This window comes from Alteromonas abrolhosensis (genome assembly GCF_001953635.1).
Taxonomy (GTDB): Bacteria; Pseudomonadota; Gammaproteobacteria; order Enterobacterales; family Alteromonadaceae; genus Alteromonas; species Alteromonas abrolhosensis.
The window spans coordinates 65,837-90,351 of record NZ_MEJH01000009.1; the positions used below are offsets into that span (position 1 = coordinate 65,837).

General features: G+C 46.0%; 22 protein-coding genes. 2 read left to right on the forward strand and 20 right to left on the reverse strand.

Features of this window, described 5'->3' with window-relative positions:
• Positions 1 to 11: 11 nt before the first annotated feature.
• A complete protein-coding gene (gene flhA / locus BGK61_RS13875; protein WP_076012546.1) occupies positions 12 to 2,111 on the reverse strand; it encodes a flagellar biosynthesis protein FlhA in 2,100 nt (699 codons plus the stop codon).
• A 242-nt stretch (positions 2,112 to 2,353) separates the two neighbouring features.
• Between flhA and BGK61_RS13880 the strand changes: the two genes are divergently transcribed.
• A complete protein-coding gene (locus tag BGK61_RS13880; RefSeq protein WP_076012545.1) occupies positions 2,354 to 3,961 on the forward strand; it encodes a L,D-transpeptidase family protein in 1,608 nt (535 codons plus the stop codon).
• Positions 3,954 to 4,928, forward strand: a complete 975-nt coding sequence (locus BGK61_RS13885) for a D-Ala-D-Ala carboxypeptidase family metallohydrolase (RefSeq protein WP_076012544.1) — start codon at positions 3,954 to 3,956, stop codon at positions 4,926 to 4,928. The genes BGK61_RS13880 and BGK61_RS13885 overlap by 8 nt, the downstream gene beginning before the upstream one ends.
• Before the next feature lie 86 nt (positions 4,929 to 5,014).
• On the opposite strand, the gene flhB is transcribed toward BGK61_RS13885, so the two are convergent.
• The 19 genes from flhB to BGK61_RS13980 form a co-directional block, all read right to left on the reverse strand.
• Positions 5,015 to 6,139 carry a flagellar biosynthesis protein FlhB gene (flhB, locus tag BGK61_RS13890; protein ID WP_076012543.1) on the reverse strand — a complete coding sequence of 375 codons (1,125 nt, stop codon included), beginning with the start codon at positions 6,137 to 6,139 and terminating at the stop codon, positions 5,015 to 5,017.
• Positions 6,140 to 6,145: 6 nt separating this feature from the next.
• On the reverse strand, positions 6,146 to 6,925 hold the full coding sequence (gene fliR, locus BGK61_RS13895; protein ID WP_014997649.1) for a flagellar biosynthetic protein FliR: 780 nt from the start codon (positions 6,923 to 6,925) through the stop codon (positions 6,146 to 6,148).
• Positions 6,926 to 6,937: 12 nt separating this feature from the next.
• Entirely contained in the window at positions 6,938 to 7,207 is a 270-nt protein-coding gene (fliQ, locus tag BGK61_RS13900; RefSeq protein ID WP_012517675.1) for a flagellar biosynthesis protein FliQ, read from the reverse strand.
• Positions 7,208 to 7,215: 8 nt separating this feature from the next.
• Positions 7,216 to 7,971, reverse strand: coding sequence for a flagellar type III secretion system pore protein FliP (gene fliP / locus BGK61_RS13905; RefSeq protein WP_014948641.1), 756 nt, complete (start codon positions 7,969 to 7,971; stop codon positions 7,216 to 7,218).
• Positions 7,964 to 8,416 (reverse strand): flagellar biosynthetic protein FliO, encoded by a 453-nt coding sequence (gene fliO / locus BGK61_RS13910; RefSeq protein WP_076012542.1) that lies wholly within the window; start codon positions 8,414 to 8,416, stop codon positions 7,964 to 7,966. Before fliO ends, fliP begins: the two co-directional genes overlap by 8 nt.
• A gap of 28 nt (positions 8,417 to 8,444) precedes the next feature.
• Positions 8,445 to 8,852, reverse strand: a complete 408-nt coding sequence (gene fliN, locus BGK61_RS13915) for a flagellar motor switch protein FliN (protein ID WP_014948639.1) — start codon at positions 8,850 to 8,852, stop codon at positions 8,445 to 8,447.
• 17 nt (positions 8,853 to 8,869) lie between these two features.
• Positions 8,870 to 9,928, reverse strand: coding sequence for a flagellar motor switch protein FliM (fliM, locus tag BGK61_RS13920; RefSeq protein ID WP_014997647.1), 1,059 nt, complete (start codon positions 9,926 to 9,928; stop codon positions 8,870 to 8,872).
• 27 nt (positions 9,929 to 9,955) lie between these two features.
• Complete coding sequence (fliL, locus tag BGK61_RS13925) at positions 9,956 to 10,495, reverse strand: flagellar basal body-associated protein FliL (RefSeq protein WP_076026097.1); 540 nt, start codon at positions 10,493 to 10,495, stop codon at positions 9,956 to 9,958.
• 228 nt (positions 10,496 to 10,723) lie between these two features.
• Positions 10,724 to 13,030, reverse strand: a complete 2,307-nt coding sequence (locus BGK61_RS13930) for a flagellar hook-length control protein FliK (RefSeq protein ID WP_076026098.1) — start codon at positions 13,028 to 13,030, stop codon at positions 10,724 to 10,726.
• A gap of 349 nt (positions 13,031 to 13,379) precedes the next feature.
• Positions 13,380 to 13,826 (reverse strand): flagellar export protein FliJ, encoded by a 447-nt coding sequence (gene fliJ, locus BGK61_RS13935; protein ID WP_076012940.1) that lies wholly within the window; start codon positions 13,824 to 13,826, stop codon positions 13,380 to 13,382.
• A gap of 72 nt (positions 13,827 to 13,898) precedes the next feature.
• The gene (gene fliI, locus BGK61_RS13940) at positions 13,899 to 15,233 is read right to left on the reverse strand and encodes a flagellar protein export ATPase FliI (protein WP_076026099.1); all 1,335 of its coding nucleotides are present in this window, start codon (positions 15,231 to 15,233) and stop codon (positions 13,899 to 13,901) included.
• Entirely contained in the window at positions 15,226 to 16,008 is a 783-nt protein-coding gene (gene fliH, locus BGK61_RS13945) for a flagellar assembly protein FliH (RefSeq protein ID WP_076012852.1), read from the reverse strand. The genes fliI and fliH overlap by 8 nt, the downstream gene beginning before the upstream one ends.
• Before the next feature lie 39 nt (positions 16,009 to 16,047).
• Complete coding sequence (fliG, locus tag BGK61_RS13950; protein ID WP_014997641.1) at positions 16,048 to 17,088, reverse strand: flagellar motor switch protein FliG; 1,041 nt, start codon at positions 17,086 to 17,088, stop codon at positions 16,048 to 16,050.
• A gap of 12 nt (positions 17,089 to 17,100) precedes the next feature.
• Positions 17,101 to 18,795, reverse strand: a complete 1,695-nt coding sequence (fliF, locus tag BGK61_RS13955) for a flagellar basal-body MS-ring/collar protein FliF (protein WP_014997640.1) — start codon at positions 18,793 to 18,795, stop codon at positions 17,101 to 17,103.
• A gap of 12 nt (positions 18,796 to 18,807) precedes the next feature.
• Positions 18,808 to 19,143 (reverse strand): flagellar hook-basal body complex protein FliE, encoded by a 336-nt coding sequence (fliE, locus tag BGK61_RS13960; RefSeq protein WP_014997639.1) that lies wholly within the window; start codon positions 19,141 to 19,143, stop codon positions 18,808 to 18,810.
• Positions 19,144 to 19,384: 241 nt separating this feature from the next.
• Positions 19,385 to 20,722 (reverse strand): sigma-54-dependent transcriptional regulator, encoded by a 1,338-nt coding sequence (locus BGK61_RS13965; RefSeq protein ID WP_076012851.1) that lies wholly within the window; start codon positions 20,720 to 20,722, stop codon positions 19,385 to 19,387.
• A 16-nt stretch (positions 20,723 to 20,738) separates the two neighbouring features.
• Positions 20,739 to 21,881 carry a sensor histidine kinase gene (locus tag BGK61_RS13970; protein WP_076026100.1) on the reverse strand — a complete coding sequence of 381 codons (1,143 nt, stop codon included), beginning with the start codon at positions 21,879 to 21,881 and terminating at the stop codon, positions 20,739 to 20,741.
• A gap of 136 nt (positions 21,882 to 22,017) precedes the next feature.
• The gene (locus BGK61_RS13975) at positions 22,018 to 23,481 is read right to left on the reverse strand and encodes a sigma-54 dependent transcriptional regulator (RefSeq protein ID WP_076011760.1); all 1,464 of its coding nucleotides are present in this window, start codon (positions 23,479 to 23,481) and stop codon (positions 22,018 to 22,020) included.
• A gap of 163 nt (positions 23,482 to 23,644) precedes the next feature.
• Positions 23,645 to 24,439 carry a flagellin gene (locus BGK61_RS13980; protein ID WP_083648683.1) on the reverse strand — a complete coding sequence of 265 codons (795 nt, stop codon included), beginning with the start codon at positions 24,437 to 24,439 and terminating at the stop codon, positions 23,645 to 23,647.
• Positions 24,440 to 24,515: the final 76 nt, after the last annotated feature.

The following is a 24,515-nucleotide window of genomic DNA, read 5'->3' on the forward strand; positions in this document are numbered from 1 at the left end:
CCAGTGTCAGATTATTGACCGACCGAACTGACTATTTTTATTTGTTTGTCGTCAGGCACTTCCTGGTAAGAAAGAACATGAAGCCCAACAACCGAATACTTTAAGAAGCGAGACAGTACGGGTCGTAGCATTCCAGAGGTAAGGAGTACCGCAGGCTCTCCCTCTAACTCTTGCTGCTGACTGGCTTGCTGCAATGATTTCTGCAGCTTGTCTGCCAGACCTGGCTCTATGCCAGCACCGTCTTCGCCACCTGCTTGAAGTGACTGGTGCAACATCTGTTCCAACTCTGACGCCAAGGTTATGACAGGTATCTCTTTTGCCCCTTGTGTAATCTCCTGGACAATTAGACGCTTAAGGGCAATACGCACTGCAGACACCAGTACATCTGGGTCTTGGCTACGTGTACCGTACTCACTAAGCGTTTGTACAATGGTACGCATATCGCGAATAGGCACGCCCTCAAACAATAAGGTTTGCAGCACTTTCACTACCGTACTTAACGGGAGAATATCTGGCACTAATCCTTCCACCAGTTTCGGATGCTGCTTGGCTAGCATATCAAGAAGTTGTTGTGCCTCTTCATGGCCTAGCAATTGATAAGCATTATTTGAAAGCAATTGACTTAGATGCGTTGCCACAACCGTAGCAGCATCTACCACCGTGTATCCCAAGGTTTGCGCATGCTCGCGCTTATTCGGCTTAATCCAAACTGCATCTAAACCAAAAGCTGGGTCTTTAGTGGCTCGCCCTTCTAATTTACCGAACACCTGCCCAGGGTTGATAGCAAGCTCTTCATCATGACTGATAATAGAATCGCCAATGGTTACGCCTAGCATAGCGATGGTGTAGGTGTTGGGTTCTAAATCCAAGTTATCACGGATGTGGACAGGCGGAATAAGAAAACCCAACTCCTGCGATAGTTTCTTACGCACACCTTTAATGCGCGTCAACAACTCGCCACCTTGGGATTTATCGACCAGGGGAATTAAGCGATAGCCCACTTCCAATCCGATAGTATCTACCTGCTGAACATCATCCCAACCCAGTTCTTTCACTTCAGGCGCGACAGATTCATCTTTTACTACGTTGTCTGGCACTTTAGGCTCTGCAGCTTTTTTCTTCGCTTGAACCGACTGCCAATAAGCAAAGCCGGCAATTAAGAATGAAAAACCTAAGAAAGCAATATGGGGCATGCCTGGGATGATACCCATAACAAACAACACACCTGCCGCAATATAAAGCGCCTGGTTGTTACCAAGCTGCCCGCGGATTTCTTTGCCCATTTCTTGGGTTTCATTTTCACGGGTAACGATAATTGCTGTGGCTACCGAAAGTAATAATGAAGGGATTTGCGCCACCAGACCATCACCTATGGTCAGTATCGTATAGATTTCTATGGCGTTACCAAATGAAAGACCGTGCTGAATCATGCCTATGAAAAGACCACCAACAATGTTGATTAGCATGATAAAAAGACCCGCTACCGCGTCACCTTTAACAAATTTTGAGGCACCGTCCATCGACCCGTAAAAGTCGGCCTCTGCAGTAATTTCTTCGCGGCGCTTGCGCGCTTGGTCCTGGTCAATATAACCAGCATTCAAGTCGGCATCGATTGCCATCTGCTTACCAGGCATAGCATCTAACGTAAAGCGAGCACTTACTTCTGAGATACGTCCTGCACCTGCGGTCACTACTTTAAAGTTGATAATAAGAAGAATGGCGAAAACAACAATACCCACGGCATAGTTACCACCAATAACAACTGCACCAAAGGCTTCAATAACCTTACCCGCAGCATCGCCGCCCTCGTGCCCATAAAGTAATACAACCCGCGTAGAAGCAACGTTCAGTGCAAGTCTTAATACCGTAGCGATAAGTAACACCAAGGGGAAAATGCCGAAATCTACTGGACGCTGGGTAAGTACAGCCACCAAGATAATGACTAGTGACAAAGCAATGTTGAAGCTAAACAACACGTCCAATAAGAACGGCGGCATGGGCAATATGACCATGCCCATAATTGCCAAAAGGACGATGGGTGCGCCTAAACCACTGGTGAAATTTTGCAGCTGATTTTTATCGAATCGCTGAAGATAACCGGATAACTGCATGGCTTGGTGTCTCTCTATCAGAAAATTGACGCTTTACGTGAAACTGAAGGAGAGTTTTCAACTAACGTGCCAGCTTTGTGTTTTACGCAAAAGTTATCCAAATCTGAGCTGTAATCATGCGTGATTACGGTCTACAGTGACTTGTATAGAGCGATTAAGATTTTGTATCCGAGGGACATACGAACAGTTTATAATTACGTCACTATTCCTAAGGCCTACTCTTCGTTTTAAAAGGATTATTCATGGCAGTACTACAAAACGGTGTTGCAACGTTTAGTTGGGTCAGCCTTGTCATCATGCTGACTTTTAGTCATGTAGCTCATGCATCCAAACAGCCTAATTTACGACAACGAGTCGAGAATTTATTGGTTGATGCCGTAGATAAATATAGCCCCAATAACAGTAACCCATCGCGTGTGAACAATAGAGTCTTGGTAAGCGAGGTCTACACTCAAAACGACTACCAGCTTATTTGGTTTGGCACTAGCGAAGCAGAAACCCGCCTACAAGAGCTACTGCATGAAATTGCCGACTCCGAATTACACGGCTTCTCTCCCGAGTATTACCATGCGTCAATTCTTGAAAGTCGAGACGCAAATACTGCGCTTTTAGATGTACTAGCAACAGACGCCTTTATCAGTCAGACCCTGCATCGATTAAACGGGCTTGTCAGTCCCGCCAATGCCGATGCTCATTGGTTTCTTCAGCAAAGGGAAGCAGACCCTGTAGCTTCACTCAATCACGCATTAACAAACGGTGTTTCTGCAACATTGCAGGCCATGTGGCCTACTCACCACGAATATCAGCTATTGCTGGATAAAAAACGAAGCCTACTGTCAGCTGTATCTACAGTTACCACACAAATTCCAGCTGGCCCAACACTTAAGCTGAACTCAACGAGCGAACGAGTTGCGTTGCTAAAGTCTCGCCTTTTAGGGCCAGGAACCTATTCAGAGTTATTCGATAAAGATTTACTGGACGCGGTTAAGCAGTTTCAAATGTCGGCGGGCTTAGAGCCAGATGGTATTGTGGGAAGTTCCACTTTAGAAGCATTAAATGCCACCACGTTTTCTTGGTTAGAAAGAATCGATGCAAACTTAGAGCGTTGGCGCTGGCTTCCCCACCAAAGCTGGTCGACGTATCTGCGTGTAAATATTGCTTCATTTCAGTTAAGAGGATTTTCTGACGGCGAACAAACACTGGATATGCCAGTGATTGTAGGTACACCGATAAGACAAACGCCCGTTTTCACTGAATCTATGAAATACATGGTTTTTAATCCTTATTGGACCGTACCTTTTAGTATTGCTACCAAAGACAAGCTTGCAAAATTAAAAACCGATCCCTCCGTATTAGTAAAACAAGGTTATGAAGCTCAGCCTGCGGGTGTCAGTGGTTTCAAACCTGTCGATGAATTCGATTGGCAGAACGTAACGAGAGGTACATTCCATTACACGCTAAGACAGAAACCGGGCCCATATAATGCCCTAGGTAAAGTGAAATTTATGCTGCCCAATAAGCATGCAATCTATTTACACGATACCCCTGATCATAGCCTTTTTTCAAAGCAGGAAAGAAACTTTAGTTCAGGCTGTATTAGAGTATCTAACCCCCTTGCGCTAACTCAGTGGGTGCTTAATCACTCAGGCCAAGCTGAGGCGATAACGCAAGCCGAGCAATTGCTTCAAAGTGAAGAGACTAGCACGCTGTATTTAAAGAAACCTATTCCTGTACTTATTGTATATTTCACTGCGTTTGCGAATGGAGAAGGGACCATTGTTTTTCGCCGTGATGCATACAATCGCGACAGCTACATTATTGAAAAATTGAAGGAGTATAAGAGTGCGTAAGTCTTTATTAATGCTGATTGCTCTTCTGTCTTTCGCGCACACTGGTAACGTATTTTCGTTTGAAAATACAATGCTCAATTCGAAGCTAAATATTAATGGAAATACGGTTCCCTACTCAATATTCTCCATTTTTGTTATGCCAAACAAGGCTTTCACTGTTGAGTTTGTTGATAAAAATCACACGGGAAATTTTCAATTTCACCACGCGAATGGTGAAGCACTTAAGACGAGTTCGAATCTACCCGCTGCCAGCGGGAGCGTGGGAAAGGCGCCTATTCTTGCACCAAAGAAATCAGGGCACTATGTGCTTAAGACCACCAACAAGCAAACCGGTGAGATTGCCACACTTAACGTGTTTGTTATGACCCCTTTGGATAAGGTGGACAAAGCAGGTAAGTTAAACGGCTATACGATTGGCAAGTACCCTGAAAAGCCTTTAAAAAATAACCCTATTTATTTACCCCCCCAAGGGCTTGTAGAAGTATTACCAGAACAAACGGACGTAAGGTTGTCTCCCAATTTCACCCTCGGTCAATTTCTGTCTAAGCAACAACAAGGGTTTCCAAAATATGTGCATTTGCGCGCAGGACTGTTGTTGAAACTGGAGAAAATTCTGCACACTTTAAATGACGAAGGGCATGCGGTTGAAGGGCTAACCATTATGAGCGGATATCGCACCCCGTTTTACAACAAAGCCATTGGTAACGTTCAGTACAGCCGGCACGTCTGGGGGGGCGCGGCAGATTTCTATATTGATCAGTCACCGAAGGACGGTGTAATGGATGACCTGAATAAAGACGGCGTAGTAAACCGTGAAGACGCTGTTTGGCTAGCCAACTTTATCTCAAATATGTCTAAACAAGGCGCTTTCGGCCCAAGAATCGGTGGGCTTGGTATTTACGGTGCTAATGCGGCGCACGGGCCTTTCGTTCATGTTGATGTGAGAGGAACCTTAGCTCGCTGGTAACGCTGCATTTAACGTAAACGTTGGGCAGTACCGAATGAAACTGCCCACTTTATTTACGCTAAAAATTTTCGATCTTTACTGCGCAATTAACGTCGATATTCTGGTGGTATTGGCAAATCTCGTTTGAGCGGCTTAGGTCGCTTGCCCTTCCCTGCTCTATGCGCTTTTAACTGGTAAACGTGAGCTAGCACCTGGGCTACAGCCATAAATAACGCATTAGGGATCTCATCGTCCACTTCAGTGGAGTAGAAAATGGCCCGGGCAAGCATGGGAGAAGGGATCAGCGGCACGTCATTAGCGGTAGCAATTTTTCTAATATGCATGGCAAGTTCATCAGCCCCTTTCGCGACCACAACGGGTGCCCTCACTCCCTTCTCATCATACTTGATAGCAACCGAGAAATGGGTCGGGTTAGTCACTACTACGTCTGCTTGTGGTACTTCCTGCATCATGCGCTTTGTTGCCGCCTGATATTGTAAGCGGCGAATACGACCTTTAACCATGGGGTCGCCTTCCGCATTTTTCCGTTCGTCTTTTACCTCTTGCTTGGTCATTTTCATTTCTTTGTTGTGCTTATACATCTGATAAGGCACATCGATAAGCGCAATAGGGATCATTCCGCACACCAAAATAAGAAACGCCCATTTGAGCATGTCGAGAGCGTGAAAGATATTTCCCGGATAAAGCTCCATATCTAAATGCAGCGCTTCATCTTCAAAGAACAATAGTGCCCCAATGGCCATGCCGATAATGACTACAACTTTCGCAATAGACTTAAGTAACTCTACCAAGCCGTTCATGCCAAACATGCGTTTGAAGCCTTGGATAGGGCTCATTTTTGAACCCTTAGGTTTTGCACCTTCCCACGTAAAGTTAAAGCCGCCAAGCGCAATAGAACCATAGATACCCGCGATCATTGCTACGACCATGTAGAGCACAACGGCAGGGCCTACTGCAGAAAAAGCTTCACCCCAAGCACCGAACATATGGGTGATATCGTAGGTTTCATCACGAGAGAGAGTAAACATTCGCTGGGTAAGTTTAAAAACAGATTCAGCAATCCACCCGCCTACTAATAAAAACATAAAGGCGCTGACAATAAGCACTAAAGTTGTGGATAGTTCACGGGAACGGGCTAGCTGCCCCTTTTTTCGGGCATCTTCGAGTTTTTTCCCCGTGGGGTCTTCTGTTTTTTCGCTTGAATCTGCCATTTTGTCCTAACCACAAATATTCAATAGTTCACACATAAACTGTTCGGCTCTAAACCATTGAGTTTCAAAGTGTGCAGTAAAGTTATCTAGTGTTATCCAAATAATTAGCAGCCCCATTACCTGAGCAATAGAAAAGCCGATACTGAATATGTTTAGCTGTGGCGCAGCTTTTGTCATTACACCAAACGCCAAATTCACAATGAGTAGCGATACAATGGGTGCCAATGAGAGCGTAATAGCCGAGATAAACATCCAGCCTCCCCAATGTGCAATGTCGCGGAACTGTTCACCTGTCCACCATGCTTCGCCTATGGGAAATGCTTCAAAGCTCATTACTATCATTTGGATCATGGACAAATGCCCATCCAAAGTCCAAAACAACAAAGTCGCCAATATCAGATAAAACTGACCTACCGCCGGCACGTTAATACCATTGACTGGGTCAACAATAGACGCAAAGCCCAAACCGGTTTGCATTGCTATAACTTGGCCAGCAAGCACAAAGGTATTGAGCACCATCATTGAAATAAAACCAATAGCAATGCCTATTAGCAACTGCTGAATAACAATTAAGAATGTGCCCACATCCACTAAATTTTCTATGGGTGACGGGGGAACCACCGGCATGATAATCAGTGTCAGCATTACGCCTAACAGCGCTCTCACCTGCGGTGGTATTGACTTGGCACTAAGTCCAATCATGGCCACAAACAAGCCGCTAATGCGCATAAACGGCAGCAGCATGTCCGCAAGAAATTGATTGATGGTCGCGAGTTCGACTTCCACAGTTTTAGCCTTCTATCCCACAACCTGCGGGATCATATCAACCATTCTGAAAGTAAAGTCCATAAGCTGTTGCACTAACCAGTTTCCTCCCCAACTCAATGCGAGAAGCGTAACAAGCAAGCGCGGTAAGAAGCTCATGGTTTGTTCGTTTATACTGGTAGCGGCCTGAAATACAGCGACGACTAAGCCCACGATCAAGCTTGGAACAATGACCGCAGATACCAACACGATAACCATGAACATGGCTTCCCGGAGTATTTCTACAAAGACTTCTGGTGACATAAGCCCTCCTAGACGCCCATACCGAAACTGGTCGCCAACGTACCGAATATCAGGTTCCAACCATCAACTAACACGAACAACATGAGTTTAAACGGCAAGGATACAATCATAGGTGAAAGCATCATCATACCCATGGCCATCAATATAGACGCTACCACCAAGTCAATGATGAGAAAGGGAATAAATAGCATAAAACCAATTTGAAACGCGGTTTTAAGTTCACTGGTTACAAAAGCCGGAATAAGGATGGTTAGCGGTACTTCATTGGTATCGGCGTATTTTCCTTCATCTCCGGCTATCCGTACAAAAGTTTCTAGGTCTTTAACCCGTGTTTGCGAAAGCATAAACGCGCGCATGGGGCCTTTGGCTTGCTCAAGAGCGTCTAAGCTGGTGAGCTGCTCGTTAAGATAAGGCTGCAGAGCCCGCTCATTCACCTCTTCAAATACCGGCGCCATAATAAACATAGAAAGGAATAAGCTTACGCCAATTAGTATCTGGTTTGACGGTGATTGCTGTAAGCCAATCGCCTGACGCAGAATAGACAACACCACAATAATACGCGTGAAAGAGGTCATCATCATGATAAACGCAGGAATAAGGCTTAGCGCTGTCATGATAAATAGCGCTTGAAGCGTCATCGTGTAGTCTTGAGAACCATCTTGATTGGTCGTAACCGTTACTGCGGAAATTCCCTGCTGAGCATAGGCGGGCTCAACAAGAAGTAATAAGGGCAGTATTAAAAGTAGCCAGGCAAACTTACGCATCTCTCGACTCTTCCTTTGTTTTATTCTTTTCTATGTTGGGATTGAGCTTTTCCGCCATGGCAGCAACGAGCTTTTGTTTAAACGCATCGGCGCCATTTTGCTGCTCGCCTGTGGTTTTGTTCACACCTTTCACAGGCACATCGAGATTCTTATCCAATTTGCTTAAATGAGAGATGTTGTGGCTGGTAACACCAATGAGATGCTGCTCTTCACCCACCTGAATCACCATAATTTTTTCTTTCGTGCCAACAACCATGCTGGCAGCCACCTTCATTTGGTTTCCTCCCATCGCAGTGACATTAACTCGACGCAGCACATAAGCCAGGGCGAAAATGACGCCAACGACGACGAGCAAGGATAGGAAAATTGACAGTACCGACGTGGGATTGGTGATTGATTGCGTCGACTGTGCGACGGCTATCTGGCTAAATAAAAGGGGCAGCATTGCGCAACCCCTTAGTTTATAAGAAGTTTTATCTGAGCTTCTTGATTCTCTCAATTTGACTAATAACATCCGTTAATCGAATACCGAATTTGTCGTTGACCACTACTACTTCTCCATGAGCAATCAACGTGCCATTAACTAATACATCTAGTGGCTCACCGGCAACACGATCCAGCTCCACCACAGAACCCTGGTTCAACTGTAGCAGATTTCGGATACTTATTTGACTACGACCTACTTCCATCGAAATAGTCACAGGAATATCTAGAATTGTATCTAGCTTTTTCTTTTCTTCTTGCGTAATCGGCGCGTCGTCAGTTAATTCGTCAAGTTCAGCAACTTGTACGTCTTCGTTATCGCCAGCCTCTTGTTCCGCTTCAGATTCGGCTTGTTCGGCCATTGCCGCTGCCCAATCGTCCATACCGTCTTCACTCATGGGAACTCCCCTCTACCTTACAGGTCTTCTTCGAGTACTTGCAGTTCTGCGTCATTATCAATAATGCGCCCACCGCGGGTTAATAACTGTAGCTCAGACTTCACTGAAGTCGGTCTTGCAATTTTCTCTACGATTTTCAGTGCCAGATTATCGCGGCTGCGACCTAACTTAGCCCTGAACGTGGGTAAATCTTCAATTAATACTGTGATGGTTTCTGGCATCTCCACAGGGATGATATCGCCAGGTTTAAACTCCATCACATCGCGAAGTGGTACATCAACGTCTAGCATGTGCGTGGTTAACGCTACTTTAACGTCCATGATTTCATCGCGAAGGGCCTTACTCCAGCGTAAGTCCGTATCTTCTTTATCGCTTTGAACACCCGCATCAAGCAGTTCGCGAATGGGTTCTAGCATTGAGTATGGCAACGACACGTGGAAGTCGCCACCGCCTCCGTCCAGCTCGATATGGAACGAGCTGATGACCACCACCTCGGTCGGGCTCACAATGTTCGCCATCGCAGGGTTTACTTCTGAGTCCAAATATTCAAACGACACATCCATGACCGGTGCCCATGCTTCTTTATAATCTTCAAAGATTATTTTAAGCAGCATCTGGATAATACGGCGCTCCGTTGGCGTAAACTCCCGGCCTTCAATTTTCGCATGATAGCGACCATCGCCACCAAAGAAGTTGTCCACCAAAATGAACACCAAACGGGCTTCCATGGTAATTAGCCCCGTACCTTTAAGCGGACGGAAACGCACCATGTTCAGACTCGTTGGTACGAATAATGTGTGTATGTATTCACCAAACTTAATCATCTGAATACCGTTAATCGATACTTCAGCTGAGCGGCGCATCATATTGAACAAACTCACACGCATGTGGCGCGCAAAACGTTCATTCACGATTTCCAGAGTAGGCATACGCCCACGAACAATTCTGTCTTGCGAGGAGAAGTCGTACTCGAGCGTAGAAGCATCAGAGTCGCTACCGCCGACCTCATCTTCTTCTACATCATCTACCCCGTGTAATAGGGCATCGATTTCATCTTGAGATAATAAATCACTCACCGTCTTCTACCTTACCTAGTCGATGCATTACTGCATGACGAACCCAGTAAACAGTACGCGCTCAACAACATCGCTGCCCGTAATGTCTTTTAATGCTTTTTGCACTTCAGTTACCGCCTGTTCTCGAAGCTCAATTTTGCCTGCTTCGGTAACTAGGTCGTCTGCATTTGACATACTAAATGCTTGTAGCAAAGTGCCTTCAATCAGCGGAATGTGCGTTTTAGCTAACTCTTCATTGTCAGAGCCACGCACAAGTAATTGCACTTTAATCTGAACCAGTCTGTCTCGCCCTGCGCCAGGCACGTTAAAAACAAACGGTCTTGGCATGGCAACATAGAGTGCAGTCCCCATTTCAGCTTTCCCTGCAGCCGATGCCGGTGTGCTCGCAGCTGCCGCTGCAGCGTCAGTTTCAGCAAGTTGTTCGGCTGCTGGCTCATCGCCGCCTGTAAACAATAAGAAATAGGCAGCTGCTCCGCCTCCTAAAAGAACCACAGCGATAATGATGATCAACATCATTTTGCCTTTCTTTTTACCGCCTTCTTCTACTTGTAATTCTTCATCAGCCATGTGTAACTCGTCAGTAATGCTCGGAAAAAACGTATTATCAAGGTTCCGTCAAAAATGGCAATGCCATTATTTGAGTTCGACAATATGAGCACTGTTAATTTACGCGTTTTACCGCTCTCAATTCCCAGTTAGTATCTCTTATTGCTTGTTCCCTCTTAACTCCAAACATAGCAGCGTTTAAGTATTCTCTCTATGCCACCTATTGGTAATTATTTGCGCGAAGTAAGCCTACGCGTAAAAGTCTATGCCGCCCTTGTCCGCACGCGAAATCGATTGCTCTATAACACGCATACCATCTGTGTCGTCTAAACCGTCATTTTCTCCACGATTTCCGGCTCCCTGACCTTGGTGACTATCTCCTGCAAGTTGCTGGCCATTATCTTGACCTGAGGAATTATCTTTCCTCACTTGAGCATCGCCTAATTCAATACCTTGCTCTGAAAGCATATCCCGTAATTTAGGCATAGCGTCAGCCAGTGCCTCTTTGGCTTGTTGCGACTGCACTACAAAGCTCACGCTAGCAGCGTCGCCCGCCACATTTACTCTCACTTGCATACTGCCAAGTTCAGGTGGGTCTAAGCGTATTTCAGCCATGGTATTTCGCGCATTAACCATCCAGCGAATTTTCTCACCAAGCTGCTGCTGACCATCGCTCTTGTGAATATTCACCGCTTTATCAAAACCTTCAAACGCTTGTTGAGTTTTTGACGCTTCAGCGCGAAGCTGAGAATTCTCCTGCATTACCGATTCAGTTTGATTGACCAATCCCGCAATAGCATGTTGAGCACTTGCTTGGGTTTGCGTCATCAAATTTAAAAATTGACTAGCTTGACTGTCCACTCTCGCAGTCATCGAAGCAACCACATCAACGCTTAAGGCGGCATCTTTTGCTGCATCGGCCACAATAGCTGACAAATCAATACCTGGCTCCCTGCCTTGCTGCACTTGTTGCTGGAACTCATTAATACCAGCGATAATGTTAGCTTTCACCGCTTGTTGCTGCCCACCGCTAGGCATAGCCGCGACTACACGCTCTGCAAACGCTTCCGTTGCCTTTTGCGCGCTTTGCGGCGATAGCTCACTTATCGCTGTAAGCAGGTCGCTTGAAATTTCTGTGGCGCGTAAAGAATCAAGTACCTTGGTTGACTCGCTGCTACCTTCAACTTTAGGTAGCTCATCAGACGGCGTTGACTTAGAGGCGCTTGAAGTTGCTGCATTTGCCGCAACAGCTGCCTCTGAGGTTAATTCAGCCAGTAATTCTTGAGCTTGGGCGAGATTGTCATCAAGAGACTCTGTCTGCACATCGTTTAGCTCATCTGCTAGTAGACTTAAAACAAGTGATTCATCGGCGGATTTTTTGCTGCTTTCAGATTCGCCGTTTAACGTTTCTAACATTCCGCTAAGTGCGCTTTCGGCTTTAGCATCCGCTACTAACCCTTGTTCTGAACTTTCTGTGTTCTCAGTCTGCATTAGCTTAGCTATTAACGTTGAAAGCTCGTTGTCACTCTGTGCTTTATTGTCTGAACTAGCATTAATCTCAGCTAGAGCATTTGAAAGCGCATTGTTCGCATCGCTATCGCTTCCACTCTGTTGGTTGTCCGAATTGGCGCCAAGAAGAAGTGAAGTTAACGCGCTGAGTGTTTGCTGCGCCTCAGACGACAAGGATTCATTAGCTATTTCACCGTCATTGTTAATGCTAAGTTGCGACAACAAATGAGCCATAACAGATGGCACATCGCTAGCGTCCACATCCTCCGGAAGCTTCCAAAGCTTTCCGCTTTCTTTAACAGAAACCACATCAACTGTTTCATCTGCCACTTCAGAGATGCTTTTGTCTTGTCTGGTGTCTGCATTACTTGAAGACTCATCACCTTTTCCAAAACGGTTGGCTATGGTCTCAACATATGCAACCCAGTCTTGCTCACCATCATCTTTACTAGGCTTTCCGTCTGGCGTGCCAGGTGAGGTGATAACACCAGCTTCGGTATCTTTTTTGCCACCTTCGCCAATCACAAACTGAGTGTCGGTTACGCCTTTTTGCTCCACGGCACCTTCAGCATCATCAATGGCCAAATTGGTATTTTCTTCACCGTCAGTCGTGGGCTGCGTTGTTGTTGCTGAGTCTTGTGCAACCTCTCGTGTTCCAAGCGTTTCGTTTTCTTCTAGATTCGCGTTATGAGGGGAAGCTTCAGACTCAGCTGGAATATCTGTCACTTCGTCACGTACAGGTAAATCCGTATGCCCGGCGTCGCGGTCTTTGCCATTTTTCATCGTTTCACTGGAAACTGATGAATTAGCAGACGTGCTGTTTGATCGGTTTGTCACGCGCGATTGAGAGTTCAGCGTTTCTTTGTCATTCAGAACGAAATCTGGCTTGCTTGATTTCGCTTCTTGATAAAGTCGATTAAATGCTTGGTTATTTTCACTGCCCGTCTCTTGCTGGCTGCCAATTCCTGTTCCAACGGCTTTAGCCGTACCAGAAGCAGAAAAAGGTAATGCGGCAATGTCTGTTTTATGTGCGGCAACTTGTTGCATATTGTCCTACCGTCCTACATTTAACTCGTTCTTCACCAAGAAGACGTAATATGATGCGAGAAATCCACTTGGCTTTTCGTAACAAAACTCGAAGCAAGTTCATCGCAACCCCATCAACGCTTACTTACATTACAATCACTTAGTCTTACTTGGATAGCGTGTTTAGCTATTGTTTTGCATTACGGTCTTTGGTCTTTTTCACTGAGTTTCTCACGCTACACTATGTATAGAAAAACAAAGAAAAGGTGGTTAACCGTAATTGCCATTGCAAAGTAATTACGTCGCGTTGATACAATTTGTAATGAGTTTTGCAAGGGTCGAGCCAAAGTGACAGGGGCTCGACTAATTATCAGAATGGTGAGCGTTTTGCTCTGAAGAATCGTTGGGTAGCAAACTCGTCCATCATTGCCTGCTCGGCTTTTGCTTCTTTTTTTTGAACTGCTAACTTCTTTTTATCTAGCAGCAAAGTAACAGCTTTAACTTTTTGCTGTTGCTTTAACCACATTTGCTTGCGTTGGTCCGCTGCCATTTGCGCACGGGCAATCACTTGCATCTGCTGTTCACACGCTTTGTCCAACTTTCCAACAAAGGATAAATGCTGCTGATAATAGGTGGCGGTAACACCCGCTTTACCGGTTTGTTGAATACCTTTTATGTAGTCAATGCGGTACTGCTCAAGACTAGTTAGCTTTTGCTTTTGCTGATTAACGTTCAGTTGAGCCTGCTGATAGAAGCAGGCTTCTCGCTGCTCTTTTTCGTGCTCGAACTCGGCTAAACGTTCTAGTTGTTTAGACATTTTGCGCTACCTTAAAAACCGTGGATGAGAGTGTGATAAGCAATAACCACATTTTATCTGCGGCGATACACATTAGCCTTGCCCCAAGCCTTTCGCCAATGCAGCCATGCCCTCTAAGCTTTCGTCGTAAGGTAATACCTGCTTCATTCCTTGTTGTAAGAAAGCATTAATTGCGGGTTCCGCGCGGATAGCTAAATCAATACGTGGGTCAGATCCCTTTGCGTATGCGCCTATAGAAATAAGATCTTGGTTTTGTTTGTAGTTTGAATAAACCTGACGAATTCGGCGCGCCATCAGTTGATGCTCGTCACTCACCACCATGGGCATTACACGGCTTATTGACGCCTCAATATCGATAGCGGGGTAGTGACCGCTGTCAGCAAGTGCCCGCGACAAGACCACATGACCATCTAAGATAGCGCGGGCTGCATCGGCAATGGGGTCTTGTAAATCGTCCCCTTCGGTTAGCACCGTATAAAAAGCCGTAATAGAGCCTTGCCGTTCGCTGCCGTTACCTGCACGTTCTACTAGTGCGGGCAGCCGAGCAAACACCGAAGGCGGATAGCCTTTTGTGGCTGGTGGCTCACCCACAGCTAATGCAATCTCACGCTGCGCCATGGCATAACGAGTTAACGAATCGATCAGCAACAACACCTTCATGCCTTTATCGCGAAAGTATTCAGCAATCGTTACCGCAGTCTCACATCCTTTCAATCGCATTAGTGGCGATGTATCAGCTGGGGCTGCAACAACAACCGCCCGTTGGCGTTCTTCTTCTGTCAGTATTTCGTGGATAAACTCTTTTACTTCTCGGCCACGCTCACCAACGAGCCCAACCACGACCACATCGGCTTCACAGCCCCGGGTCATCATGCCAAGCAGTACGCTTTTACCCACACCACTTCCTGCGAAAAGCCCCATACGCTGGCCTACGCCAACCGTATTTAATGCATTGATGGCACGTACGCCAACATCCATAGGGGTATTGATTGGCCGGCGAATAAGCGGGTTCATGGGAGGACGAGTCGTTGGTGCACGGGCTTCGGCATTAATTTCGCCCAGACCGTCAAGGGGCTGACCATTGCCGTCTACTACACGACCTAGTAGTCCCATGCCCACCGGCAAACCACTTTGTCGGTTTAACGGCATCACGCGACTTCCCGGTACAATACCGCGAACCGCTTCAGTGGGCATTAAGTAAGTAATATCATCGCCAAAGCCTACTACTTCAGCTTCTATCTCGCCTTCGATGGTTTGCACTAAACATTGACTCCCCACCGGTAGCTGACAACCCACCGCTTCAAGGGTAAGCCCTATGCCTCGGACTAATTTTCCTGCCGCTACAACAGGTGGCGATGTCACTTGTTTAGTAAGTGATTCAAAATGGGCATGCCAAGGGCTAGTCATCAGACAAACCTTGGTTTAGTAGAAATTTATCAATAACGTCGCGGCATCGGCGCTCAATCGACACATCAACCGCGTTTTGCGCAGTGGTAATGTCACAGCCACCGCGTTCCATTGCTGGTGCTTCAACCAAATTCCAGCCTTTTTTGGTAATTTCCTCTTCACCAAAATGCACTTTTACCAATTCAATATCCTCTGGATTCATATGAATTTGATAGTCAGCTTGATTAATTGGCAGCGCCTTAATACCTTCGCTTAACGCTTGCAATATAACCTGTTGGTTAGTGCTCACCTCTGTTTTAATAACTGCTTTTGCGAGAGTTACGGCGAGTTTTACTAATTGGTCACGGGTTGCATCGTTGGCTTGCGAAAGCGGATCTTGAAGCTTGTCGGCGAGCATTTGCCATACTTCAGCTTGAGTAGCCATTTGCTGGCGGCCTTCTTCTAGCCCTTGCTCAAGCCCTTCGTTATGCCCCTGCTCCTTCCCTTCAGCCAAACCCGCTTCAAGGCCTTGCGCTTTCCCTTCTTCAAAACCTTTTTCTTTGCCTTCCTGATAACCTTCATCATAAGCAGCCTGACGTATAGCTTCGATTTCTTCGGCGGTAGGCGGCTTGATCTCTTCCTCAACTTCAGGCGGCTCGTACTTCCAGTCAGAACGTTTATTCAACGCGTTAGTCGGCTCGTCGTCTCTCGGTGCAGTAGGATCGTCAACAAAGGGTAAGTCCCACTTTTTAGCTTCATTTACTTCGTTTTCGCTGAAACTTTTTTTGGCAGTCATATGTTTACCTAGGCTAAATAAGTGACGGGATTAGCGTTCTTATAAGAACTCTTCGCCGCCGCCACCACCAAGCATGATTTCACCAGAGTCAGAAAGTCGACGGGCAACAGAAAGGATCTCTTTCTGCGCTGTTTCCACTTCACTAATACGCACAGGGCCAAGCGCTTCCAAGTCATCATTAAGCATTTCAGCAGCACGCTTAGACATGTTGCGCATAATTTTATCTTTAAGCTCTTCGTCAGCACCTTTAATGGCTTTAAGCAGCGCGTCTTGCTGTACTTCGCGCAGTATGGCCTGGATCCCCTTGTCGTCTACATCGACTAAGTTGTCAAATACAAACATCAGGTCTTGGATTTGCTGACTCATTTCTTCGTCTTGCTCGCGAATAGCATCCATCAACTGGCCTTCTATCGCAGTATCTAGATAGTTCATGATGTTCGCCGCAGACTTCAAGCCGCCCATTTTGGCTGCTTGTGTACCCGCTTGACCTGCGAACTGTTTCTCCATGATTTCGTTCAGCTCTTGTAGTGCAGCCGGCTGAACTTCCTCTAGATTTGCAATACGCATTAGCAAGTCGAGTCGAACCTTTTCCGGGAACTGCGCCAATATTTCAGCACTTTGTTCAGGCTCTAAGTAAGACAATACAATAGTTTGAATCTGCGGGTGCTCGTTGCGAATAATGCTCGCTACTTGCTTAGAATCCATCCACTTCAATGAATCGAGGCCTTTTGCACCGCTTCCCATCAGGATTTGATCAATAAGGTTTGCGGCCTTATCTTCACCTAACGCGGCCGTTAGCGCACGCTTAACGAAGTCTTGGCTTTGGAAACCAATGGTGCTGTAGTTCTGAATTTCTTCAATAAAGTGTTTATGAACCGCGGTAATTTTGGTTTGCGTCATATCATCCACTTTCGCCATTTCAGTACCGAGTTTTTGCACTTGTTTAGGCTCTAAGTGTTTTAATATCTGCGCGGCATCTTCTTCAGACAAGCTCAGCAGCAAGATGGCCGCTTTTTCTACGCCTTCTAATTTACTGACGTCGTATGACGGCTCGTTAACATTGGCAAGTTCTTCAGCCATAATCTTATCTCACTACTCGTCTTGCATTAACCAGCCCTTCACTACTTGGGCTGATAATTCAGGTTCGTTGGCCACAAGGGCGCGTACGGCTTTAAGTACATCTTCGTCTTTATGTAGATCAGGCAGCATAAGTGAGCCGTCTGGTGCAAAGCCTACCTGGCCTTCATCAAAATCAGACGTCAGCATGCTAATCGTGTCATCGCCTAAGTCTAAACCTTCATCTGCATCAAAATCATCGGCGTCGTTAGACTCGTCAGGATTAATAAGACGACGAAGCATAGGTCGAATTACGAAGATGATAAGCACTATTATAACTAAACCACCAACAACTAGCTTAAGAATTGGTAGAAAGCCGGGTTGTTCCCAAATAGGCGCATCTTCAATTTCACCTGCATCCATCCGGGTAAAGGGTACACTAACAACTTCTAAGGAGTCACCACGAGTAACATCGAAGCCAATGCCGCCCTGTAAAAGTCGACGAATGTTTAGGATTTCCTCTTGCTTGCGCGGTGTTGGCGTCATCGCGCCATCTTCACCTGCAACTTGGGTATAGTCTACCGCGACAGACACACTTAATCTGCGAATAACCCCGGTTTGTTTCTTAGTATGACTAATAGTGGTATCAAGTTCGTAGTTACGTGTTGATTCTTTCGCTGTGCGACCAGGCATAGTTTGCTGACTACCGCCCACTGCATTTTCTGGAATATTAGAGTCTAACGGAGGTTGATTAGACAGTGCGCCAGGAATACCACCAACACCACCACCTACGCTGTTTTCTTCCATTATCATTTCACTGCGAACCGCAGGTAAATCAGGGTTGTAGCTACGCTGTGTTTGTTCCATAGCTGTAAAGTCCATGGCAACGTCAGCTTGTGCTGTGTAGTTACCAATGCCCAATACTGGGATCAATATGGCGTCAATTTTTTCTAAATACTCTTGCTCGCGCTGGCGCTCAATTTCGTATTCTTTTCTGGCACGGGCACTCATAGAATCTTGAGAGCCTGAGTTAAGCAGACGGCCATTACTGTCTGTCACCGTTACTTTAGACGGCTCCATGTTTTGCACCGCAGACGCCACGATATCGACAACAGCATCAACTTCTTCACCTGCAATTACGGCACCGCGCTTAGCCGTTAGCACAACGGTTGCCGACGCTTTCTTCTCTCTTCGCGCAAAAACGTTCTCTTTAGGCATAGCTAGCAAGACACGGGCTTTTTGAATACTTGCGATATCTTCGATGGTAGCCGCGATTTGTTGCTCGCGGGCGTGTTTTAAACGTTCCATCTCAACACGCTGGCTTACACCAAACCCCATATCCTGCATAATGATATCGGTACCGGCATCAGAGGCCTTAGTTAATCCTTGGCGGGTCATGCCTAAACGGATGTTTTGGAATTCGTCACTTCTTACGTAAACAATATTGCCTTCAAGCTTATAGTCGATTTGGTTGGCATCCATATAATCGAGGGTTTCAATAAGCTCTTGGGTTTCCATTTTCGCAAGTGGACGGTAATCAGGTTCTTGCGACCAGATAAGAATAAAAATAGCGATGGCGACGCAGATTACCAAAACAACCACAAGGGCCATTTGGCGCATCATGTCAGCGCTACCTAAAGTGTCCATAAAACCAGATTTATTTTCTGGCTCATTGTCCACTGCTTGATTTTGATCAGGAACCGTAAGGTTTGTACCTGTAGCTTCAGCCATAACCTACTCCACCTACACCGGCATATTCATTATTGTTTTATAGGCTTCAAGTACTTTGTTACGTACTTGAACAGTGGCTTCAAAAGCAATGCCCGCCTTTTCTTTTGTCAACATAACTTGAGCTAAACTTAAGCTAGGGTCGCCCATTTCAAAACGCTGCTGAGCATCTTTAGATTCGAGCTGCATGCCGTTTACACCATCTACCGCATTCTTTAGCATGGTCGAGAAATCACTTGCCGAGCTATTAACTTCACTAAGCGGCTGCTGTTGAGGTTCATTAACTTGAAGACGAGTTTGCCCAATCATGTTCTGCATTTCTTGATACAAACTATTGGCTTTAACGTCCATAACCACTCCTAGTGCTTTTTCGAGACCGCCTGAACATCGGCGTATAACTTATGTATAGAAGGGATTTAGCAAAGGGCTTGCCAACTTTAAAAAGCCATATATATCAACAGGATAAATTAAAAATAAGAGGGTTAGCCAAATTTATGGCGTTTGACTTAGTGAGAGCAACAAAAAACCGCCGCCTTCTTTACTACAGAGGCGACGGATAAGGACGAGGAAACCGAAAGTGTAGAAAGCGACCTTATGCGGGCACTTCAATACCGTCTTCGCGCATGCGCGCTAATTTGTAACGAAGGGTTCTTGGACTAATGCCGAGCTTTTCTGCCACATCTTTACGCTTGCCGTTACACGACACCAACGTATCGAGGATAATTTGATGTTCTTGGTAGCGCAGCTCAGACCCTAGCCTATTTTCTTCAACATGCTCTTGCGGTGTCTCAACAGGTGCAGTCATGTCTTCGTCAATCATTAAATCGCTGGCGTCGATTTCATTGTGTTCGCATAAAATAAGCGCCCGTTGAACCACGTTTTCTAGTTCGCGAACGTTCCCAGGCCAGCTGTATTGTGAGAGCTTATTACGCGCTGCTGCGCTTAACCTGATAGTACCCAGCCCTTGAGAACTAGCATGACGCTGTACCAGATGTTCGGCAAGAGGGACTATATCACCCGGACGTTCAGATAGCGGGCGCCACTCGATAGGGAATACATTTAAGCGGTAGTACAAATCTTCTCTGAACTCTCCCGCATCCACTGCTTTTCTCAAATCTCGGTTACTTGTAGCAATAACGCGGACGTTGAGCTTAACGGTTTTACGTCCGCCAAGACGCTCTACTTCACGCTCTTGTAACACCCGCAGCAGTTTCGCCTGAAGTGCCAAATCCATTTCGGTAATTTCATCAAGTAACAGCGTACCGTCTTGGGCTTGTTCAAATTTACCCGGGCAAGCTTGGATTGCGCCCGTGAAAGCACCTTTTTCATAACCAAACAAGGTCGCTTCTAACATGTTCTCTGGTATGGCTGCACAGTTGATGGCGATAAATGGCGCATCACTGCGCGGCGACTGATCGTGAATATAGCGAGACAGCACTTCTTTACCCGAACCGCTTGGTCCCATTACCATCACAGTAGCATCTGACTTCGCGACCTTGCGAGAAAGCTCAAGTAACTTCAAGCTTGAAGGGTCTGCAACTATTGGCGTGCGTGACTCTATTTTTTGCGCAGGCGCGTAACGCCCCACTAAATTAAGCAACACTTCTGGCGCGAAAGGTTTGGATAGATAATCTGTTGCGCCATCGCGCATTGCCTGAACGGCATCGTCGATGGTGGCATAAGCCGTCATCAATAAAACCGGCATATTGGGGTACTTGGCTTTAATACTTTTAAGTAGCGTTAAACCGCTCATTTCACCCATTTGGATATCGCTAACCACTAAATCGACTGGGCGCGAGGACAGCACCATTAACGCTTCTTCAGCACAGTCAGCGGCAACAACTTCGTAGTTGCCTAACAAAAGGGTGTCTAGGAGTGCTTCGCGTAATCCCGCGTCATCTTCAACAATTAAAATGGTAGTTTTAGACATTATTCTCTCCTATGACTTACGCAACATGAGTCAATGTTTGTGAAGATTGAGCGTTCACGGCACACGGCAATGACACGCTAAAGCACGCTCCACCTTCTGGCATATCTGATACGCTAAGCAAACCGTTGTGAGCGTTTACTACTGATTTAACAACCGCCAGTCCAAGGCCCGTGCCATGAGTTTTAGTTGTGAAAAACGGTTCAAAAATTTTGTCTTTGAGTTTATCCGGTACTCCAGGACCTTTATCAATAATGGCCACATGCAGACGTTGACCAGACACTGAGGTTTCTACGTGCACGCACTCCCCTTTCGGAGTAACTTGGCTCGCGTTGTGGATAAGGTTTAATAGTGCACCTTGAAGTGCCGTAAGATTACCGGTTATAGATACGTTGTTATCGAAGCCGCTAAAAGTTAGCGTTTGCTGCGCTTGAGCCGTCATGGTTTGGGCGCTGCCTTCAATCGAAGTAAACAACTCTCCCAATCTAATTTGGCTGACCACTTGTTCTTCCCCTGACTTAGCGAAAAGCAGCATGTCGTTAACCTGACTCTCCAGCTCTTTGAGTCTGTCTGTTAACTTGTTTGCAAATTGGGTCTGTGCTTCTTGCCCTAAGCCTTTGCGCGTTAAGTTAGACGCATAAAGCATGGCTGCAGAAAGAGGCGTGCGAATTTGATGAGCCAAAGATGCTACCATTTTTCCCAAAGAAGACAGGCGCTGCATATGACTCACGCGTGCTTGCAGCTGCCGCGTTTCAGTCAAGTCGGTAATAACAATTAATTGCCCGGGCTCATTTTCTAACGGCGTGATAGAAAGCTTCACTCGGCGACCGTCAACAAGTGATACTTCATGACCGTCATCAGCGCGAGGCTTGAATGAGCGCGTGATAATACTTCGCCACACTTCCTCTTCTAGCGGTTCACCCAAAAGGGCCTTCGCTTGTTCGTTGGCCTGGCGCACGATCCCTTTGCCGTCTATAACGATAACGCCCGCAGGCATTACCTGAAGTAAGTGCTCAAGTCGACTCGCCTGCAACCGCAGAGACGCAATGTCGTCACTGCTCGAGGGATGGTATTCATCATGAGATATCGCATTATCAATACTATCTAACGCATAGCTTGATGCTGAGTACTCAGTAGATTGTGGTGTGCTGTCAAAAGCCATATTACCCTCGTCAAATTGCAGACGCTGTTAAACTATGGCTTAGATAAAGCAGAAGATGTGCCAATTCATCATTGGCTTACTTATCAATTAGATAGAGAATAATTTAAAAGAAAAACGTAACGTCAATTACCTGACATTACGCTTCTTCAGTGCGCTGAATATCGTATTTCCGCATTTTCTCAACAAGCGTTGTTCTACGCATTCCGAGTTTGTCGGCAGCTCGAGCCACCACCCAATCTTGATTGTCTAACGCTTGTCGAATGAGATTTACTTCCAACTCAGAAAGGTACTCTTTGAGGTTAACCCCTTCCTCAGGTAAAGACGAAGAAACCATTCCGTTCAAACCCTCGTGGCTTTGCTCGTTAAGGTCTTCTTCTGGCTCTTGCGCGGCCGCTTCAGCAAAAAGTGCATTGAATGCTTCACGCTCAAGAATTTCTTCTGGATAATCAGGCTCGTAAGCCTGTACATCACCGTATTGATATTTCTCAGGCAAATCGGCGATATCAACGATTTGACCAGGATAAAGGATTGTTAGGCGTTCAACCAAGTTAGACAACTCACGAACGTTGCCCGCCCATTCGTGCTCCATTAACGAGGCAATCGCTTGCTCGGTAAAGCGCACACCTTCCACCCCATCGCCTTGGATACGACTATTTAGCTCTTGGAGTAGTAAAGGGATATCGTCTTTTCTTTGTCTAAGTGCAGGGCTATCAATTGGGAATACGTTGAGTCGGTAATACAAGTCTTCACGGAACTTGTCTTCACTGATCATTGTTTCAAGGTTGCGGTGCGTCGCAGCGATAATGCGTACGTTACACTGAAGGGGCTTGTTGCCGCCTACGCGCTCAAAGGTACGCTCTTGTAACACGCGCAATAATTTAACCTGCATCTGAAGAGGCATATCGCCGATTTCATCCAGAAACAACGTACCGCCTTCAGCTAACTCAAAACGGCCTTTACGCGCGCTAATTGCGCCAGTAAACGCGCCTTTTTCGTGACCAAACAGCTCGCTTTCCAGCAGTTCGCCAGGAATGGCACCGCAGTTTACCGGAATAAATGGCCCGTCTTTGCGTTCAGATAAAAAGTGGACGTTACGTGCAACGACCTCTTTACCCGTTCCAGATTCACCTAAAATTAAGACAGTGGCATCAGTTGGAGCGACTTGTTCAACTAGTCGACGAACAATTTGTATTTGTTCACTTTTACCAACAAGGCTTCTAAATAGTCGCGTCTTTGTACCCGATGTACGAGATAAGCTCGGTTTGCGCCTTGAGTATTCTTGGCAGCGATGGATAGCTTGGGTCAAAACGGGATAGGTTAATGGCGTTGCAATAACGCTAACGAGATTACAACCTGCTGATGCTTGGCTATTATTTTCAACCAATGCTACAAATGGTATGTGAGGAAACTTCTCAACCAGTCCACTGACTACGGCTGGCGATATGTGCTCTATAAGAACAGCATCAGCTCCACTATCTTGCAAATACCGTTCGCAATCACTAAAGCCTCGCGATTGACACGATTCTCCCATGAAGGTAACGATAGTTTCCAAGTTTTGAATAAGTTCCTGGTTGTCACTAACCAGCAAAATGTTCTTCATCAATTCCCCGAGAACGCTTTGTTATTATTTACAGTTTAGCGCATTTATAAATTGTAACGACAAAAGATCGGAGCGCAACCGCTGTTTTCGGAAATGTATCAATAAAAAAAGCAGGTTACCCTGCTTCTTTCGATTAATTTTAGCAAAATTAACGTATGTTGGTTTAACTCAACAGTGATAAAACCTGACTTTGCTGCTGATTCGCTTGCGCTTGAACGGTTAGCGCCGCTTGACCAAGCACATCGTTTGACGCCTGCTGTGACACAGCTTGAGCAAAATCAAGATCTTGTATGCGACTACGCGCTTCAGCGGTGTTCACATTAGCTTGAGTAAGAGAACGCGCCGCACTTTCGAAACGATTTTGGGTAGCACCTAAATCGCCTCGCGCGTTACCGAGCGTTTCAATTGCTGCATCAGTTACACCTAGCGCATCTTCAATGCTGGTTCCCGACGTAATATCGATAGACAGTACATCGTTTAATTGAGCTGCAACATCCTGTGTATTGACGCTAATTGATTGACCCGCACTTGAACCTGATTGGAATTCAAGTGAGCCATTTTCAGATAGTAACGGCTTGCCAGCAAAATTCGTCTGCTCAATGGTTTGGGAGATATTCTCTTGTAGCTGTGTTATTTCAGATTGGATAGCACGGCGATCGCCACTGCTCAAAACACCATTACCAGATTGTAAGGTAAGTTCGCGAATGCGGTTTACATCGTCATTGATGCTGCCTAAACCACCCTCTGCCACCTGCGCCACCGAAATTCCGTCGTAAACGTTATTAATAGCCTGGCGGTTGCCTTCTACTTCTGAAGTTAACCGGTCGATGATTTGCTGGGCCGCTGCGCCGTCAGTTGCATTGTTAATTTTCTTACCACTGGCAAGCTTCTCCATCAAGGATTCTTGCTTCTCTTGCACCTGGCTGAGAAGTGAGGACGTTGAACTATTAACTTGCATGATGCTTTCCTAAAATATGTAACTCGTTAAGTTTAGCAGAAAGCTGAGCAAAATGTAGTCAGCCATTTGTATGATA

Coding starts and splice junctions, on each gene's coding strand:
- flhA (WP_076012546.1), bottom strand. CDS start 2,111: ATGCAGTTATCCGGTTATCTTCAGCGATTCGATAAAAATCAGCTGCAA.
- BGK61_RS13880 (WP_076012545.1), top strand. CDS start 2,354: ATGGCAGTACTACAAAACGGTGTTGCAACGTTTAGTTGGGTCAGCCTT.
- flhB (WP_076012543.1), bottom strand. CDS start 6,139: ATGGCAGATTCAAGCGAAAAAACAGAAGACCCCACGGGGAAAAAACTC.
- fliQ (WP_012517675.1), bottom strand. CDS start 7,207: ATGTCACCAGAAGTCTTTGTAGAAATACTCCGGGAAGCCATGTTCATG.
- fliP (WP_014948641.1), bottom strand. CDS start 7,971: ATGCGTAAGTTTGCCTGGCTACTTTTAATACTGCCCTTATTACTTCTT.
- fliO (WP_076012542.1), bottom strand. CDS start 8,416: ATGCTGCCCCTTTTATTTAGCCAGATAGCCGTCGCACAGTCGACGCAA.
- fliN (WP_014948639.1), bottom strand. CDS start 8,852: ATGAGTGAAGACGGTATGGACGATTGGGCAGCGGCAATGGCCGAACAA.
- fliL (WP_076026097.1), bottom strand. CDS start 10,495: ATGGCTGATGAAGAATTACAAGTAGAAGAAGGCGGTAAAAAGAAAGGC.
- BGK61_RS13930 (WP_076026098.1), bottom strand. CDS start 13,030: ATGCAACAAGTTGCCGCACATAAAACAGACATTGCCGCATTACCTTTT.
- fliJ (WP_076012940.1), bottom strand. CDS start 13,826: ATGTCTAAACAACTAGAACGTTTAGCCGAGTTCGAGCACGAAAAAGAG.
- fliI (WP_076026099.1), bottom strand. CDS start 15,233: ATGACTAGCCCTTGGCATGCCCATTTTGAATCACTTACTAAACAAGTG.
- fliH (WP_076012852.1), bottom strand. CDS start 16,008: ATGACTGCCAAAAAAAGTTTCAGCGAAAACGAAGTAAATGAAGCTAAA.
- fliG (WP_014997641.1), bottom strand. CDS start 17,088: ATGGCTGAAGAACTTGCCAATGTTAACGAGCCGTCATACGACGTCAGT.
- fliF (WP_014997640.1), bottom strand. CDS start 18,795: ATGGCTGAAGCTACAGGTACAAACCTTACGGTTCCTGATCAAAATCAA.
- fliE (WP_014997639.1), bottom strand. CDS start 19,143: ATGGACGTTAAAGCCAATAGTTTGTATCAAGAAATGCAGAACATGATT.
- BGK61_RS13965 (WP_076012851.1), bottom strand. CDS start 20,722: ATGTCTAAAACTACCATTTTAATTGTTGAAGATGACGCGGGATTACGC.
- BGK61_RS13970 (WP_076026100.1), bottom strand. CDS start 21,881: ATGGCTTTTGACAGCACACCACAATCTACTGAGTACTCAGCATCAAGC.
- BGK61_RS13975 (WP_076011760.1), bottom strand. CDS start 23,481: ATGAAGAACATTTTGCTGGTTAGTGACAACCAGGAACTTATTCAAAAC.
- BGK61_RS13980 (WP_083648683.1), bottom strand. CDS start 24,439: ATGCAAGTTAATAGTTCAACGTCCTCACTTCTCAGCCAGGTGCAAGAG.